Source organism: Lentzea sp. (assembly GCF_035525475.1).
Lineage (GTDB): Bacteria > Actinomycetota > Actinomycetes > Mycobacteriales > Pseudonocardiaceae > Lentzea.
This window is the reverse complement of sequence record NZ_DATLEC010000218.1, coordinates 1-14432: the sequence shown is the minus strand read 5'-3', so window position 1 is coordinate 14432 and position 14432 is coordinate 1. Positions and strand designations below refer to the sequence as shown.

The following is a 14432-nucleotide window of genomic DNA, read 5'->3' as shown; positions in this document are numbered from 1 at the left end:
GAAGCCCGCGACGAACGCGTTGGCCGGGCGGTCGTACAGCGCGCGAGGCGTGTCGCACTGCTGCAGCAGGCCGTCCTTGAGCACCGCGACGCGGTGACCCATCGTCATGGCCTCGACCTGGTCGTGCGTGACGTAGATCGTGGTCGTGCCGAGGCGCTGCTGCAGGGCCGCGATGTTCGCACGGGTCTCGACGCGCAGCTTGGCGTCCAGGTTGGACAGCGGCTCGTCCATGAGGAACACGGAGGGCTCGCGCACGATGGCGCGACCCATCGCGACGCGCTGGCGCTGACCACCGGACAGGGCCTTCGGCTTGCGCTCCAGGTACTTCTGGAGGTCGAGCATCTTGGCGGCCTCTTCGACCTTCGCCTTGATCTCGGTCTTCGCCACACCGCGCAGCTTGAGCGCGAAGCCCATGTTCTCCGCGACGGTCATGTGCGGGTAGAGCGCGTACGACTGGAACACCATCGCGATGTCCCGGCCCTTCGGCGGCACGTTGGTGACGTCCTTGCCACCGATCTGGATGGCGCCCTCGTCGACGTCCTCCAGGCCCGCGAGCATGCGCAGCGCCGTCGACTTGCCCGAACCGGACGGACCGACCAGCACCAGGAACTCGCCGTCGGCGACTTCGAGCGACAGCTCGTCGACCGCGCGGACCGGCGGGTTGCCGGAGAAGATCCGCGACGCCTTGACGTAGGACACCTCAGCCATGTGACGCACCTTTCACCTTGTCTGGGCGCGACGTTAGGGATTGCAAGCGCTTACGGGAACGGACGTAAGCGCTTACGTTGCAGGAGATCGACAACGTAAGCGCTTACGTCCTCAGGCATTGCGTTGCGAGCCCTGGGAACGCGACCGCCCGCAGCAGGTGTCACGTTCCTGACCCGCGACGTGGCCGAGCGGTACGGATCGGGCTCAGGGCGGTGGACGGCAAGGACCTCAGCCCTTCACCGCGCCGGACGCGAGGCCCTGCACCAGGAAGCGCTGCACCAGGTAGAACACGACGATCGCCGGGATCGCCACCAGGATCGACGCGGCGGCGAGGTGCCCCCACTCCGTCCTGTTCTGCTGCACGAACACCTGCAACCCGACGGCCAGGGTCTTCGACTCGTCCGCGGCGGACAGGAAGGCGGACGCGAACGCCACCTCGCCCCAGGCCGTCAGGAACGCGTAGAACGACGTCACCGCGAGACCCGGCTTGGCCAGCGGCAGGATCAGCCGCCAGAACACGCCGAACGGCGACAGGCCATCCACTCGTCCCGCCTCGTCGATGTCGGCCGGCACCGTGTCGAAGTAGCCCTTCAGCATGTAGGTGCAGAACGGGACCGCGGTCGTGCAGTAGACGAGCACCAGACCGATCGAGGAACCGTTGAGGCCCAGGGCGATCAGGATGTTGTACAGCGGCACGATCAGCACCGCGAACGGGAACATCTGCACCAGCAGGAACGACATCATCAGGCCGCGCTTGCCGGGGAACCGGAACCGCGACGCCGCGTAGCCCGCCGTCGCCGAGATGAACACGCCGAGGACGGTCGTCATCAGCGCGATCAGCACGGAGTTGCCGAACCAGGCGAGGAAGTCGCCCTTCTCGCCCGACAGCACGCGGGTGTAGTTGTCCAAAGAGGACTCGTTGAACAGCTTCGGCGTCGGCTCGACGGCGCGCGCGTCCGGCTTCAGCGAGGTGACGAACACCCAGAAGACCGGGAACACCGCGATGATCGACGCGACGATCAGCGTGGCGTGCAGCGCCACCGAAGCGCCCTTGGAACGGTCGGTCCTGCGCAACCGGCGGTCGGTGGCCTGGACCACCTGGAGAGACGAAGCATCGAGCGTCACGTCACCACACCTCGCCCTGCTTGCGCAGTGCCCGCCGGTAGATCGTGGCGAACACCAACAACACCGAAAGGATCAGCACGCCGTAGGTCGACGCGATGGCGTAGTCGCGGGACGCGCCGGAGAAGAAGCGCTCGAACGCGTAGGTGACCAGGATCCGGGCGTTCGGGTTCGGGCCCGCGATCAGGTAGATCACCGGGAACATGTTGAACGTCCAGATGATGCCCAGCAGGACCACCGTCGACGAGACGGAACGCAGGCCCGGCAACGTGACGTGGCGGAACCGCTGCCACGGCGTGGCACCGTCCACTTCGGCCGCTTCGTAGAGGTCGGCCGGGATCGACTGCAGGCCGCCGAGGAGCGCGACCATCATGAACGGCACGCCGAGCCACGTGTTCACGATGATCACCGACACCAGCGCCCAGTTCGACTGGCCGAGCCAGACCGGGTCCGGCAGGCCGGCCGAGCGCAGGAGCTGGTTGATGATGCCGTACTGCGCGTTGAACATGTACTTCCACGCGAACGCGCTGATGAACGCGGGCACCGCCCACGGCAGGATCAGCAGGACGCGGTAGAGCGAGCGGCCGCGCACCTGGCGGTTCAGCAGCATCGCCAGGCCGAGACCGATGGTGTAGTGCAGGAACACGCACGAGAAGGTCCAGATCAGCGTGCGGACCAGCGTGCCCCAGAAGTCGCCGAACGACTCGCCGCCGGAGAGCACGTTGATGTAGTTCTTGAAGCCCACGACGTCGTAGGTCGCGGGCCGTTCGAGGACCGGGTTGGCGATGTTGCCCTCGTTGATGTTCGTGAAGGTGAAGAACACGCCCTGTGCGAGCGGGTAGAGCACCAACACCGCGATGACCACCACGACCGGCAGCACCATCGCATACGCGTACCAATACCGGTCCAGGAACCGACGCACCGAGATCTCCCCTCAGGCGAACGGCCGGGGCGCGACACCCCGGCCGTTCGGCACCAGTCAGCCGACGGAGTACTCGGGGACGACCTTGTCCTTGTACGCCTTGGCGACGTCGTCAAGGGCGGTCTTGGCGTCCTTCTTGCCGGCGAGGAAGTCCGCGTAGCCGACCTTCAGCGGGTCGAACAGCTCGCCGCCCTCGGGGATCCACGGACGCTCGTGCGCGGTCTTGGTGACCGGTTCGAACGCGGCGACGACGGCGTTGGCCTTGACGTCGGCGTTCTGGTAGGCCGACTTGCGGGTCGGCAGGAGGCCCAGCTCCTTGGCGATGGTGGCCTGCGACTCGACCGACGCCATGCACTGGATGAACTTGATCGACGACTGCTTCGCCTTGGTGCCCTGGCGGACGACGTAGTCGTGGCCACCGACCGGCGCGCTGCCCTTGCCGGCGGACGGGCCGGGGACCGGCGCGATGCCGAGGTTCGCCGGGTCGCTGAACGCGGCGCCCTTGAGGTAGTCGGCGACGGCCCACGGACCGTTGACGACCATGGCGGCGTCACCGGACGAGAACGCGGCCTGCATGTTGGAGTACGAGTTCGTCGCGTCGAGCGCCGTGGTCGCGGCCTTGCCGTCGAGCAGGCCCTTCGCGGTCTCCAGCGCCTTCACGTTCTGCGCGGAGTTCACGACGATCTTCTTGGCGGAGGCGTCGACCAGGTCGCCGCCCTCGCCGTAGATGAACGGCAGCGCGTAGTACGCGTCGTTGTTGAGGAAGAACGCCTTCTCGCCGCCCAGCTTGGCGGCCGCGGTCTTGAGCTCGTCCCACGTCTTCGGCGGCTCGACGCCCGCGTCGGCGAGCTTCTTCTTGTTGTAGAGCAACGCGAGCGAGTCGGTCACCTGCGGCACCGCGTAGGTCTTGCCCTCGTACTTCGTGGAGCCCAGCGGGGCGTCCAGGAAGTCGGAGGTGTCCTTCGCGAGGTCGGTGTCGGACAGGTCGGCGACGTAGCCCAGCTTCGCGAGCTGCGGCACCCACGCGACCTCGGAGCGGAAGACGTCGGGACCCTGACCACCCTGGGCGGCGGTCTTGTAGTTGTTGAGCGCGCCGTCGAACGCCTGCGTCTCGACCTTGACCTTGTAGCCGTCCTTGGTGGCACAGCCTTCCGCGATCTTCTTGAACACGGGGCTCTCGTTGGGGCCGCTGGTGTCCCAGAAGGTCACTTCGCCCGAGTCGGATCCGCTGTTGCTCGACCCACCGCCTCCGCAGGCGGTGAGAGCGAGGGCGACACCCGTCGCCATGGCGGTCACGAGGGTTGTCCGTCGCATCGTTGCTGCCGTTCCCTCCAGCTGGGCCTCATCTCCCAGTGAGATGAGGGTATTGCAAGGTTTTGCGAGAATGTTGCGGGCGATTTCACTACCCGAACCATGGTCAGGTCAAGACGTCGACCGTAACCAAGCCGTAACGGCCCTGTCTTGAAAACCCGCGTTGCAAATTTTTTCTGAACACGGCAGGCTTGCGCCAAACCCAGCGCGAGCAGGAGGCAACGTGTCCGGACTGTCCGAGATCGCCAGGGCAGCCGGGGTGTCCATCTCGACCGTGAGCCGAGTTCTCAACAGGCGCGCGGGTGTGAACGAGGAGACCCGGCAGCGGGTGCTCTCAGTCCTCGCGGAGATGCCGTACACCCCGCGCGGGCTCGGCGCGTTGCAGCGCACAGGCGTGATCGGCCTGCTCGTGCCGGAGCTCTCGAACCCCGTCTTCCCCGCGTTCGCCGAGGCGCTGGAGACGCGGGCCGCGCGCCTGGGCTACTCCTCGCTTCTGTGCAACACCCGCAGCGGCGCGCCGATGGGCGAGGAGGAGTACGTCCGGATGCTCCTGGCCCGCGGGGTCGAGGGCATGGTGTTCGTGTCGCCGGAGATCACCAACGTCGAGGTGCCGCTCGGCCAGGCGCCGCGCCCGAGCTACTACGCGAAGCTCCTCGCCGACGGCGTCCACATGGTGTTCCTGAACGGCGCCACGCCCGCACTGGACGTGCCCGACGTGACGGTGGACGAGCAGCTCGCCGGCTACACGGCCACGAAGCACCTGATCGAGCTGGGCCACGAGCGGATCGGGTTCGTCTCGGGTCCGGCGCGATCTCTCCCCTCACGCCTGAAGCGCGCCGGATGGGCCGCCGCACTGGAGGAGGACCACCTGCCGGCGGGGTCCGAGTACGTGTCGCACGGACCGTTCAGCGCGGAGGGCGGTGGCGTGGCGGTGGCGAGGCTGCTCGACACCGTGGCGCCGACGGCGGTGATCTGCTCCTCGGACCACATGGCGCTCGGCGTCATGCGCGAGGCGCACCAGAGGGGGATTTCCGTACCGGACGACCTGTCCGTCGTCGGGTTCGACGACATCCCGCTGGCTGCCTACTCCTCGCCCGCTTTGACGACCCTCGCACAGCCGATCGAGGAGATGGCGGCGGCCGCGATCGACGAGCTCGTGCTGCGCCTGGACCCGGATCGCCGCAGGCAGGGCACCGACAGCTACACCCGCGTGTTCCGCCCGCGGCTCGTCGCGAGGGAGTCGACGGCGCCTCCGAAGCGATGAGCCCATTGGTCTGGACCAAATTCTGAACAAGGCAGATAGAACAACCTGCGCGGATGCGTCATTTGAGGGACACAGGTCACCCTCGCTTCACGAATTGGTTCTGAACCGTTACGGTCCTTTCATGGCGCGGTCGATGCATGTGCGACGTCCGGCAACGTTGGCCTCTCTGGCCGCTGAGCTGGGCGTTTCCCGGACAACGGTGTCCAACGCCTACAACCGTCCCGACCAGCTCTCCCCCGAGCTGAGGCGGCGGGTGTTGGACACGGCCCGAAGGCTGGGTTATCCCGGCCCGGATCCTGTGGCGCGCTCGTTGCGCACGCGCAAAGCCGGGGCGGTGGGTCTGCTGCTCACCGAGAACCTGTCCTACGCGTTCCGCGACCCGGCCGCGATCGGCTTCCTGGAGGGCCTCGCCCTCGCGTGTGAAGACGCCGGCACGGGACTGCTGCTGGTGCCCGCCAACCCCGAACGCGAGGACGTCGCGTCCGTCCACCGCGCCGGCGTCGACGGCTTCGTCGTCTACTCCGTGCCGGACGACGACCCGCACCTCGCCGCCGTCCTGGAGCGTCCCGTCCCGACGGTCGTCTGCGACCAGCCGGACCTCGGCACGGTCGACCGCGTCGGCATCGACGACCGCGGCGCGATGTACGAGCTCGCGAAGCACCTCATCGGGCTGGGCCACCGCCGCGTCGGCGTCGTGTGCATGCGTCTCGCGCGTGACCGCAACGACGGCTTCGTGACGCCGGACCGCCAGCACGCCGCGCACTTCCACGTGCAGCGCAACCGCCTGTCCGGTCTCGCCGAGGCGTTCAGCGAGGCAGGCGTCGACTGGTCGCAGGTCCCCGTGGTCGAGCGCTTCGACCACAACATGGCCTCCGGTGCGTCCGGCGCCGCCCAGGTGCTCGACCGCGACCCGCAGGTCACCGCGTTGATCTGCACCTCGGACGTGCTGGCGCTGGGCGCGATGACCGAGGCCGCCCGGCGTGGCCTGCGCGTGCCGCACGACATCAGCGTGACCGGGTTCGACGGCATCCGCGCCGGCGAGGAGGCCGGGCTCACGACGGTCCGCCAGCCGGTGCTGGAGAAGGGCCGCGCGGCGGGCAAGCTGCTGCTCGACGCGAGCGAGCGCACACGTCCCCGTTCGGTCAACCTCGCGACCGAGCTGATCATCGGCAAGACGTCCGCCGGGCCGCGCGGTGGCGCCGAGGAGCGCTGGTTCGGTCCGTGACCTGGCTCAGTACGCGAGCCTGAAGACGACGGGTGAGCTGGTCCTCGCGGCCAGCTTCGCCACCAGCAGGTAGTCGCCGGACCCGACCCTGGTGTGCGCGCCGCAGCCGGGCGCCGAGGTCGAGCCCGCCCACTTCGTGCCGTAGTTGAAGGCCTCCTTGGGCTGCATGACCCGCACCTCGGTGCCCACCGCCGACAGGCAGTGGTTGCTGGACCACAGCACGGTCGCGCCGTCCGCCGTCAGCACGGTGAGCTCACGGTGCCGGCGCCCGATGTCCCTGATGCACGGCACCGGCCCGTTGTTGACCACTTCCATCGACAGTTCTGGCTGGTCACCGATGGTGTAGACGGGCTTGTTGGCCTTCGCCACGACCCCGATCACCTCGTCCGGGCAGGCCTGCGGCGGCCCGGGAGGCGGGGCCTGGGTGGTGTTCGACGGTGACGGCGGCGGCGTGGTCGACGAGGACGCGCCCGCCGTCTCGGACGTGCTCGGCGGAGGGTGGGAGGACGACGACGCCGCGGCGCTCGTCAGCTGGGCGCTCTCCTCGTTCGAGCCGAACAGCCCGACGATCCAGACCACGAGCAGCAGTGTCGCCAGCCCCGCGCCGATCGCGGCGATGCGGCGGCGCCAGTACACCGTGGACGGGAGCTGTCCTGAGGGCTCGGTCACGGCCCGAACGTAGCGGGACCTGGGGGAATCCAGGCGGAAGCGAGCATCGCTCGATCCGGTGAACGTGATATGGACCCGAAACCCTTGTGAACGCGTGCCCACTCCAGTTCCATCACTTGGGGGTCCGCCGGTAGGCCATGGAGGTGTGTCATGACCGCGATCGACGAGCTGCTCAAGCGGAACTACGAGCTCGGGAACGTGGTTCCCGGAGATCGTTCGTCCGCGAAGCCGTCCCTGCAGGTGGCAATTCTGACCTGCATGGACTCGCGCATCCGGGTGTTCGAGATCTTCGGTTTGAAGCAGGGTGAGGCGCACGTGCTGCGCAACGCGGGCGGGGTCGTCACCGACGACGCCATCCGGTCGCTGGCGCTGAGCCAGCGCAAGCTGGGCACGCGTGAGGTGCTGCTGGTGCACCACACGAACTGCGGCCTGGAGATGGTGACGGAGGACGAGTTCAAGGACGAGCTGGAGGCCGACACCGGCCTGCGGCCGACCTGGGCCGTCGAGGCGTTCAAGGTCGTGGAGCAGAGCGTGCGCGGCTCGATGGCGCGGCTGCGGCGCAGCCCGTTCATCCCCCACACCGACAAGATCCGGGGGTTCGTCTACGACGTGCACACCGGTGAGCTGCGCGAGGTCGACGCCGCGGAGACGCAGGCCGCCTGACCGCACTCGCCCTTGGCCCCCTTCCCGGCAACGGGCGGGGGCCTCTGCGCGAGAATGGCGGCGATGAATCACGAGTTACTGCTGGGCTGGTGGGACACCGCCGCCCGTGACCTTCCGTGGCGCCGTCCTTCGTGCACCGCGTGGGGCGTGCTGGTCAGCGAGATCATGCTGCAGCAGACCCCGGTGTCGCGCGTCGAACCGATCTGGCACGAGTGGCTGGCGAAGTGGCCGGTGCCGTCCGCGATGGCCGCGTCCTCCCAGGGCGAGGTGCTGCGCATGTGGGGCAAGCTCGGCTACCCCCGGCGCGCTCTGCGGCTGCACGAGGCCGCCACCGCCATCGCACGCGACCACGGCGACATCGTGCCGTCGGACATCTCGGTGCTGGAGTCGCTGCCCGGCATCGGCAGCTACACGGCCCGTGCGGTGGCCACGTTCGCGTACGGGCAGAAGTGCGCCGTCGTCGACACGAACGTCCGCCGAGTCGTCGCGCGCGCTGTGCACGGTGCCGGTGACGCCGGGCCGCCGTCGACCAAGCGCGACCTCCGCGACGTCGAGGCGATCCTGCCCGACGACCAGGACGACGCCGCCGTGTTCTCGGCCGCGTTGATGGAGCTCGGCGCGTTGATCTGCACGGCCAAGAACCAGAAGTGCGCCGACTGCCCGCTGTACGCGGAGTGCGCGTGGCAGCTCGCCGGGCGCCCCGCCTACGCCGGGCCGGCGAAGAAGGTCCAGGCGTTCGCAGGGACCGACCGGCAGGTGCGGGGCAAGCTGCTGGACGTGCTGCGGGGTGCGCCGGGGCCGGTGCCCAAGGCCCAGCTCGACATCGTGTGGAACGACATCACGCAGCGGGAGAAGTGCCTGGTCTCGCTGCTCGACGACGGACTGGTCGAGCAGACGCGCGAGGGCCTCTTCGCCCTGCCTGGCGAGCACTGACCGGCTTGTCGGAATGTTGACATTCCGACAAGGTTTCCGACGAGGGGGCGAACAGATGCACGCGCTGGTGGCGTTCTTCGACGACGAGGCGGACAAGAAGGTCCGCGACCTGCAGCGACGCATCGGCGCGAAGCACAACCACCCGCCGCACCTCACCTACGCCGTCGCGGGCACCATCGGCCCCAAGGTGCGCAAGGAGCTGCGCGAGGACCTGGAACGGCTGTGGCTGCCGGACCTCTGGCTGCACACGCTCAGCACGTTCTCGACCTCGGAGAACGTGCTGATGCTGGGCGCCGTGGTCGACACCGAGCTGCTCGCCGTGCACTCCGCCATCCACGACGTGCTGGCGAGCAAGGTCAAGAACCCGAGCGCGTACTACCTGCCGGGCAGCTGGGTGCCGCACTGCACGCTCGCCCACGACATCGACGACGAGGCGATGAAGGCCGCGTTCGCCGCCGTGTTCCCCGTCGAGCCGATCCGCGCGAAGGTCCGCGAGGTGTCGATCGTCGACACTCAGACCGGCGAGATCGACGTGCTCAAGAAGGCTTCCACGGCGCCGCGGTAGACCCACGGCGCACTGACGTGCACGACGTGGCCGGCTTCCGGGACGAACAGGTGCTGACCGCCGGAACGCCGTGCCGCCTCCACCATCTGTCCGGGTAGCTGGCCGCCCTGACCTGCCTCGATCACCAGCGACGGGCACCGCACGGCGTCGATGAAGTCCCAGTACGCCCGCGTGCCCCAGTGGGCCGCGATCTCGTACAGGTCGTCGAGGGACGCGATCAGGTGCCAGCCGTCGGAGCGTTCCTCGAAGTACTCGGCGAACACCGGCGAGCCGAAGTACGACATCACGTGCGAGAGCGACTGGAACGGCACCGGCCAGGCGTCGAAGAGCCACTTCCACTCGTCGACCGTCCTGCCCCTGTTGTCCGGGGCGAAGTCCTCGACCACAATCGCGCGCACCAGGTCCGGACGGGTCGCCGCGAGACACCACGCGTGCAGCCCGCCCATGGAGTGCCCGATCACCACGGCGGGCCCGAGGCCGAGCTCCTCGACGGCGGCAGCGGCGTCGGCGACGAAGTCCTCGGTGCGGAACGGTCCCCGCCGCGGGTTGCGGCCGTGCCCGCGCTGGTCGAGGGCCACCACGCGGCCGAACGGCCTGAGCCACTGCGCGACGGGCCACCAGGCGGTGGCCCTGCTCATCAGGCCGTGCAGGAGCAGCACGCCCTGACCCGTTCCGCCGAACTCCACCACCGACACAGGGATGATTAACGCATGAAGGCCCGCCCGTACCTGATCGCCCTGGTGTTGATCGTGCTCGTCGCCGGTCTGCTCGTCGTGTTCAGAACGCCGGGCGGCGATCCCGTCAGCCCGAGCCGGGAGACGTCGCCGCAGGACGCCGTCGAGGCCGGTGCGGGCGCGGGCGACGCCTACTACCCGACGGACGGCAACAGCGGCTACGACGTCACGCTCTACGACCTCGCGATCACCTACGACCCGGAGTCGAAGCAGCTGGACGGCGTCGCGACGATCACCGCCACCGCGTCGGACGACCTGTCGCGCTTCAACCTCGACCTGGAAGGTCTGCAGGTCAGCGATGTGAAGGTCGGCGGTCAGCCCGCGAAGTTCTCGTCGGAGGGCGACCACGAGCTGGTGATCACCCCGTCCGCGCCGCTCGCGAAGGGCAAGCCGTTCACCACCGTCGTCGCCTACGGCGGCAAGCCCACGACGATCGACGACGCCTCGCTCGGCCGCAGCGGCTGGCAGATCTCGTCCACCGGCGGAGCGTTCGCCGCAGGTCAGCCGCACTCCGCGACGACGTGGTTCCCCGCCAACGACACCCCGCGCGACAAGGCGGCGCTCAAGATCACCGCCCGCGTCCCCGACGGCTGGACGGCGATCTCGAACGGCCTGGAGGGCCCGCCGAAGCGCGACGGCGGCTGGACGACGTTCACCTGGTCGGAGGAAACGCCGCTCGCGACCTACCTGGCGACCGTCGCGATCGACAAGTTCGAGGTCGTGCGCTCGAAGCTGCCGAGCGGCACGCCGGTGGTCGACGCGTACGCGCCCGGCACGTCCGCCTCCAAGAAGCCGGTCCAGTCGCGGCTGCCGGAGGTCCTGGCGTTCCTGGAGACGAAGTTCGGCCCGTACCCGCAGCGCGCGGCGGGCGGCATCTGGGTGGCCGACCAGATCGGGTTCTCGCTGGAGACGCAGACCAGGCCGATCTACGCGTCGTGGGCCGACCTCGAGACCGTCGTGCACGAGAACGCCCACCAGTGGTTCGGCGACTCGGTGTCGTTGCGGAGCTGGGCGGACATCTGCCTCAACGAGTGCCTCGCCTCCTACTCGCAGTGGCTGTGGCTGGAGAAGGACGGCACCGACCTCGACGAGCGCTACCGCGGGCGGGTCGAGGAGCTGCGCGGCCGGACGTCGTTCTGGGCGCCGAAGCTCTACGACATGGGCAAGGGCAACGAGTTCCGGGGCGTCTACGACAAGGGCATCATGGCCGTGCACGCCCTGCGCAAGCAGGTCGGGGACGACGTGTTCTTCAAGGCGCTGCAGTCGTGGGTGGCCGAGCACCGCGACTCGAACGCCTCGTGGCCGGACTTCGAGAACCACTTCGAGGAGGCCTCCGGCCAGGACCTCGACGCGTTCTTCAAGGCCTGGTTCCACGACTCGGGCATCCCTGGCGACCAGTACCTGCTGCCTGCCGGTGTGCGCCGCTAGTGTGGGTCCCATGGCAGTCGTGAAGATCAACGCGATCACGGTCCCCGAGGGCAGCGGCCCCGAGCTCGAGAAGCGGTTCGCCGCCCGCCTCGGCGCGGTCGACGGCCAGCCCGGTTTCCTCGGCTTCGAGCTCCTGCGCCCGGTCGCGGGCGAGGACCGCTACTTCGTCGTCACGCGCTGGGAGACGCACGAGGACTTCGTGGCGTGGCGCGACGGCCAGGCCGGTGCGGCCGCGCACTCCGGTGAGCGCGCCCGGCCCGTGTCGACCGGTGCCGACCTGCTGGAGTTCGAGGTCGTGCTGGGGAGCAAGCCCCAGCAGTGATCGACGAGGCCTATGACAGGGCCGCCGAGCTGATCTCCGGCGCGGACGCCGTCCTCGTCTGCGCCGGAGCCGGCATCGGCGTCGACTCCGGTCTTCCCGACTTCCGCGGCACCGAGGGCTTCTGGCGGGCGTACCCGCCGTACGAGCGGCTCGGGCTGGAGTTCGAGGAGATCGCCGACCCCGTGCACTTCGCCGACGACCCGGCGCTCGCGTGGGGCTTCTACGGCCACCGGTTGCACCTCTACCGCGACACGGTGCCGCACGAGGGTTTCGAGGTCCTGCGGTCGTGGGGCGCCCGCGTCTTCACGTCCAACGTGGACGGTCAGTTCCAGAAGGCCGGGTTCACCGACGTCGCGGAGGTCCACGGGTCGATCCACCACGTCCAGTGCGTGGAACCGTGCACCGACGAGATCCGGGAGTGCTCGTTCGACGTCGAGGTCGACCCCGACACGATGCGGGCCGTCGGTGAGCTGCCGTCGTGCCCGCGGTGCGGAGGACTGGCGCGTCCCAACATCCTGATGTTCGGCGACTGGGGCTGGGTGCCGCACCGCAGCCAGGCGCAGCTCGACGCCCTGAACCAGTGGCGGCGGACCCAGCGGAACCTGGCCGTGGTCGAGATCGGCGCCGGTACGGCGGTACCGACCGTGCGGCGTCAGGCGGAGCTGGCCAGCGCGGCGTCGGGGGCGTTGATCAGGATCAACGTCCGCGAGCCGGAGGTGCGCCACGGCCGGGGCGTGTCGCTGCCGGTCGGGGCGCTGGAGGCCCTCACAGCCTTGGCACGACGAACTGCGTGACGATCGCCCGGTGGTCGCTGCCGGGCACGTCGAACACGTCGAGCGTGTCCACCAGGATCTTCGTGTCCACCAGCACGTGGTCGATGGTGACGGGAGGCGGCCAGATCCCGACCTTGCTCGGCCAGGTGTGGATCAGTCCCTTGCCGACCTGGTCGGCGGCGTCGACGTACCCCTTGTTCAGCAGCCGCGTGAGGCCGACGTGGTCGAGCGTCGCGTTGAAGTCGCCCGCGAGCACCCGGAGCGCGCCGGTCGAGTCGGGCGCGGGCAGCCCGGCCAGCTCACGCTGCCACGCCTCCGGCCCGTCGGTGACGACCGGTGGCAACGGGTGCACCGAGACGACCTCGATGTCCTTGCCCGGCAGGTCCACGAGCGCCCCGGCCTGCTGCAACGTGCCCGGCGGGGTCAGGTTCCGCAGCTTGAGCGGGTACCTCGAGGCGATGCCGCTGCCCGACCCGCCCGGCTCGTCGAGGAAGACGCGGTTCGGCAGCACCTGGTCGAGCCCCGCCCGTTGCAGGTCGCGCACCATCTCCGGCGTCAGCTCCTGCATGGTCAGGATGTCGACCCTGCGCGCCTTGACCTCCCGCACGATGGCGTCGGCGTCCGCGATGCCCGTGAGCAGGTTCGATGTCATCAACCTGACCTGCTGCCCCACCCCGTTCGGCCGCGCGTCGGAGAAGGCGCGTGGCGCCACGTTGGCGACCAGCACGACCGCCACGATGGTCATCGTCAGCCCGACGACCCACCTCTTGCGGAACAGCGCCAGCAGCCCGATGAACAGGCCCGCGACGGTGATGTAGGGGGTCAGCGACGTCGTGGCGATCATGTACCGGGTGCCGTCGATGCCGAGCAGCCTGACCATGGCCGCCGCGACGAAGAGAATCGCGCACACGACCAGCAGGAACGTGGCGAACCCGCTCTTGCGCGGCTTCACCTCGGTGGTGACCACGCCGTGCAGTCTCGCCGAGTGGTCGTCAGTCTCCGGTGTGGTCCCCACGAGTGAGGGACGGCCGGAGGCGGGGTTCCGTTGCCCGCCGAAACTGTCAGACCCCTCCGCCATGATGGTCCCACGCCGACCTCAGGGGGAATCGTGGGAGCCAAGGACTGGATGCTGTTCTACGCATCGGACGACGTCAGCACAATCCTGCGCTCGTCGCCGAAGATCGACCGCGAGGCCACAGCGGCCCTCGTCGGCCGCCTGTACCCGTCGCACGACATCCGCCCGATAGCCGACGGCAGCCTCGACCACGGCAACCCACCGGAGGGCGAGGTCTACGCCGCCGTCTTACCGGGCCTGTCGATCGTGTGCACCTGGGACGCGGCGAACGACGCCCCCACCGACCTGCCGCAGCGCTTCGTCCGCGAGGCCGCCGGCCGCACCCTGTACCTGCACGCCATGCACAGCGTCGTCGACTTCTTCGCCTACGCGATCTGGGAGCCCGACGGCACGGTGCGCCGCTCGTTCAGCCTCTCGCCGGACAGCGGCGTGATCGAGGACATCGGCGCTCCCCTGCCGTTCGAGGAGAAGTACCTGGCGGGCGACCAGGAGTTCCTGGAGAGCCTCGACGAAGACGACGAGTACCCGTTCCGCTTCCACCCGCTCGACCTGGCGGAGGCCGCGCTGAGGGCGTTGTTCGGCTTCAACTACGAGGGGGTCTACGAGGACGACGACCCGGCCCTGGAGGAGATCGTGCTGGCCGGGTTCGCCGTCACGCCGCGCTGAGGCTCAGACCGCCGCCGCGGGTGCCTCGGCCGCCGCCGCGAGATCGCTGCCG

At 69.1% G+C, this 14432-nt stretch carries 16 protein-coding genes; 9 read left to right on the top strand and 7 right to left on the bottom strand.

What is annotated here, in order from left to right; all coding sequences use genetic code 11:
* From VM306_RS33365 to VM306_RS33350, 4 genes are all read right to left on the bottom strand, one after another.
* Nucleotides 1-708: ABC transporter ATP-binding protein (locus VM306_RS33365; protein WP_325521993.1), on the bottom strand; the 708-nt coding region annotated here is incomplete at its 3' end.
* A 228-nt stretch (nucleotides 709-936) separates the two neighbouring features.
* The gene (locus VM306_RS33360) at nucleotides 937-1833 is read right to left on the bottom strand and encodes a carbohydrate ABC transporter permease (protein WP_325521991.1); all 897 of its coding nucleotides are present in this window, start codon (nucleotides 1831-1833) and stop codon (nucleotides 937-939) included.
* Between the two features lies 1 nt (nucleotide 1834).
* On the bottom strand, nucleotides 1835-2713 hold the full coding sequence (locus VM306_RS33355; protein WP_325521997.1) for a sugar ABC transporter permease: 879 nt from the start codon (nucleotides 2711-2713) through the stop codon (nucleotides 1835-1837).
* 96 nt (nucleotides 2714-2809) lie between these two features.
* Entirely contained in the window at nucleotides 2810-4066 is a 1257-nt protein-coding gene (locus VM306_RS33350) for an extracellular solute-binding protein (RefSeq protein ID WP_325521989.1), read from the bottom strand.
* Nucleotides 4067-4286: 220 nt separating this feature from the next.
* On the opposite strand from VM306_RS33350, the gene VM306_RS33345 reads away from it, so the two are divergent.
* Together VM306_RS33345 and VM306_RS33340 are read left to right on the top strand one after the other, a co-directional pair.
* On the top strand, nucleotides 4287-5327 hold the full coding sequence (locus VM306_RS33345; RefSeq protein WP_325521987.1) for a LacI family DNA-binding transcriptional regulator: 1041 nt from the start codon (nucleotides 4287-4289) through the stop codon (nucleotides 5325-5327).
* Nucleotides 5328-5448: 121 nt separating this feature from the next.
* Nucleotides 5449-6552 (top strand): LacI family DNA-binding transcriptional regulator, encoded by a 1104-nt coding sequence (locus VM306_RS33340; protein WP_325521985.1) that lies wholly within the window; start codon nucleotides 5449-5451, stop codon nucleotides 6550-6552.
* 6 nt (nucleotides 6553-6558) lie between these two features.
* On the opposite strand, the gene VM306_RS33335 is transcribed toward VM306_RS33340, so the two are convergent.
* Nucleotides 6559-7221 carry a hypothetical protein gene (locus VM306_RS33335; RefSeq protein ID WP_325521983.1) on the bottom strand — a complete coding sequence of 221 codons (663 nt, stop codon included), beginning with the start codon at nucleotides 7219-7221 and terminating at the stop codon, nucleotides 6559-6561.
* A 150-nt stretch (nucleotides 7222-7371) separates the two neighbouring features.
* On the opposite strand from VM306_RS33335, the gene VM306_RS33330 reads away from it, so the two are divergent.
* From VM306_RS33330 to VM306_RS33320, 3 genes are all read left to right on the top strand, one after another.
* Nucleotides 7372-7884, top strand: a complete 513-nt coding sequence (locus VM306_RS33330; RefSeq protein ID WP_325521981.1) for a carbonic anhydrase — start codon at nucleotides 7372-7374, stop codon at nucleotides 7882-7884.
* A gap of 63 nt (nucleotides 7885-7947) precedes the next feature.
* Nucleotides 7948-8817 carry an A/G-specific adenine glycosylase gene (locus VM306_RS33325; protein ID WP_325521979.1) on the top strand — a complete coding sequence of 290 codons (870 nt, stop codon included), beginning with the start codon at nucleotides 7948-7950 and terminating at the stop codon, nucleotides 8815-8817.
* A gap of 55 nt (nucleotides 8818-8872) precedes the next feature.
* Complete coding sequence (locus VM306_RS33320) at nucleotides 8873-9382, top strand: 2'-5' RNA ligase family protein (RefSeq protein WP_325521977.1); 510 nt, start codon at nucleotides 8873-8875, stop codon at nucleotides 9380-9382.
* On the opposite strand, the gene VM306_RS33315 is transcribed toward VM306_RS33320, so the two are convergent.
* Nucleotides 9331-10077 (bottom strand): alpha/beta hydrolase, encoded by a 747-nt coding sequence (locus VM306_RS33315; protein ID WP_325521975.1) that lies wholly within the window; start codon nucleotides 10075-10077, stop codon nucleotides 9331-9333. The two genes, VM306_RS33320 and VM306_RS33315, sit on opposite strands and share 52 nt — an antisense overlap.
* 15 nt (nucleotides 10078-10092) lie before the next feature.
* Between VM306_RS33315 and VM306_RS33310 the strand changes: the two genes are divergently transcribed.
* From VM306_RS33310 to VM306_RS33300, 3 genes are read left to right on the top strand one after another with little or no spacing between them, the layout of a single operon-like run.
* Complete coding sequence (locus VM306_RS33310) at nucleotides 10093-11544, top strand: M1 family metallopeptidase (protein WP_325521973.1); 1452 nt, start codon at nucleotides 10093-10095, stop codon at nucleotides 11542-11544.
* Between the two features lie 10 nt (nucleotides 11545-11554).
* Nucleotides 11555-11866: an antibiotic biosynthesis monooxygenase gene (locus tag VM306_RS33305; RefSeq protein WP_325521971.1), complete on the top strand. Its 312-nt coding sequence runs from the start codon at nucleotides 11555-11557 to the stop codon at nucleotides 11864-11866.
* Complete coding sequence (locus VM306_RS33300) at nucleotides 11866-12660, top strand: SIR2 family NAD-dependent protein deacylase (RefSeq protein WP_325521995.1); 795 nt, start codon at nucleotides 11866-11868, stop codon at nucleotides 12658-12660. The genes VM306_RS33305 and VM306_RS33300 overlap by 1 nt, the downstream gene beginning before the upstream one ends.
* Here the strand turns inward: VM306_RS33300 and VM306_RS33295 are convergent.
* On the bottom strand, nucleotides 12632-13606 hold the full coding sequence (locus VM306_RS33295; protein ID WP_325521969.1) for an endonuclease/exonuclease/phosphatase family protein: 975 nt from the start codon (nucleotides 13604-13606) through the stop codon (nucleotides 12632-12634). The genes VM306_RS33300 and VM306_RS33295 overlap by 29 nt on opposite strands.
* 141 nt (nucleotides 13607-13747) lie before the next feature.
* On the opposite strand from VM306_RS33295, the gene VM306_RS33290 reads away from it, so the two are divergent.
* A complete protein-coding gene (locus VM306_RS33290) occupies nucleotides 13748-14380 on the top strand; it encodes a DUF6928 family protein (RefSeq protein WP_325521967.1) in 633 nt (210 codons plus the stop codon).
* The last annotated feature ends 52 nt before the right edge of the window (nucleotides 14381-14432 follow it).

Excerpts from the sequence above, each read along its gene's own strand:
- VM306_RS33340 (WP_325521985.1), top strand. The coding sequence starts at position 5,449 with ATGGCGCGGTCGATGCATGTGCGACGTCCGGCAACGTTGGCCTCTCTG.
- VM306_RS33305 (WP_325521971.1), top strand. The coding sequence starts at position 11,555 with ATGGCAGTCGTGAAGATCAACGCGATCACGGTCCCCGAGGGCAGCGGC.
- VM306_RS33355 (WP_325521997.1), bottom strand. The coding sequence starts at position 2,713 with ATGGTGCTGCCGGTCGTGGTGGTCATCGCGGTGTTGGTGCTCTACCCG.
- VM306_RS33325 (WP_325521979.1), top strand. The coding sequence starts at position 7,948 with ATGAATCACGAGTTACTGCTGGGCTGGTGGGACACCGCCGCCCGTGAC.
- VM306_RS33330 (WP_325521981.1), top strand. The coding sequence starts at position 7,372 with ATGACCGCGATCGACGAGCTGCTCAAGCGGAACTACGAGCTCGGGAAC.
- VM306_RS33320 (WP_325521977.1), top strand. The coding sequence starts at position 8,873 with ATGCACGCGCTGGTGGCGTTCTTCGACGACGAGGCGGACAAGAAGGTC.
- VM306_RS33350 (WP_325521989.1), bottom strand. The coding sequence starts at position 4,066 with ATGCGACGGACAACCCTCGTGACCGCCATGGCGACGGGTGTCGCCCTC.
- VM306_RS33310 (WP_325521973.1), top strand. The coding sequence starts at position 10,093 with ATGAAGGCCCGCCCGTACCTGATCGCCCTGGTGTTGATCGTGCTCGTC.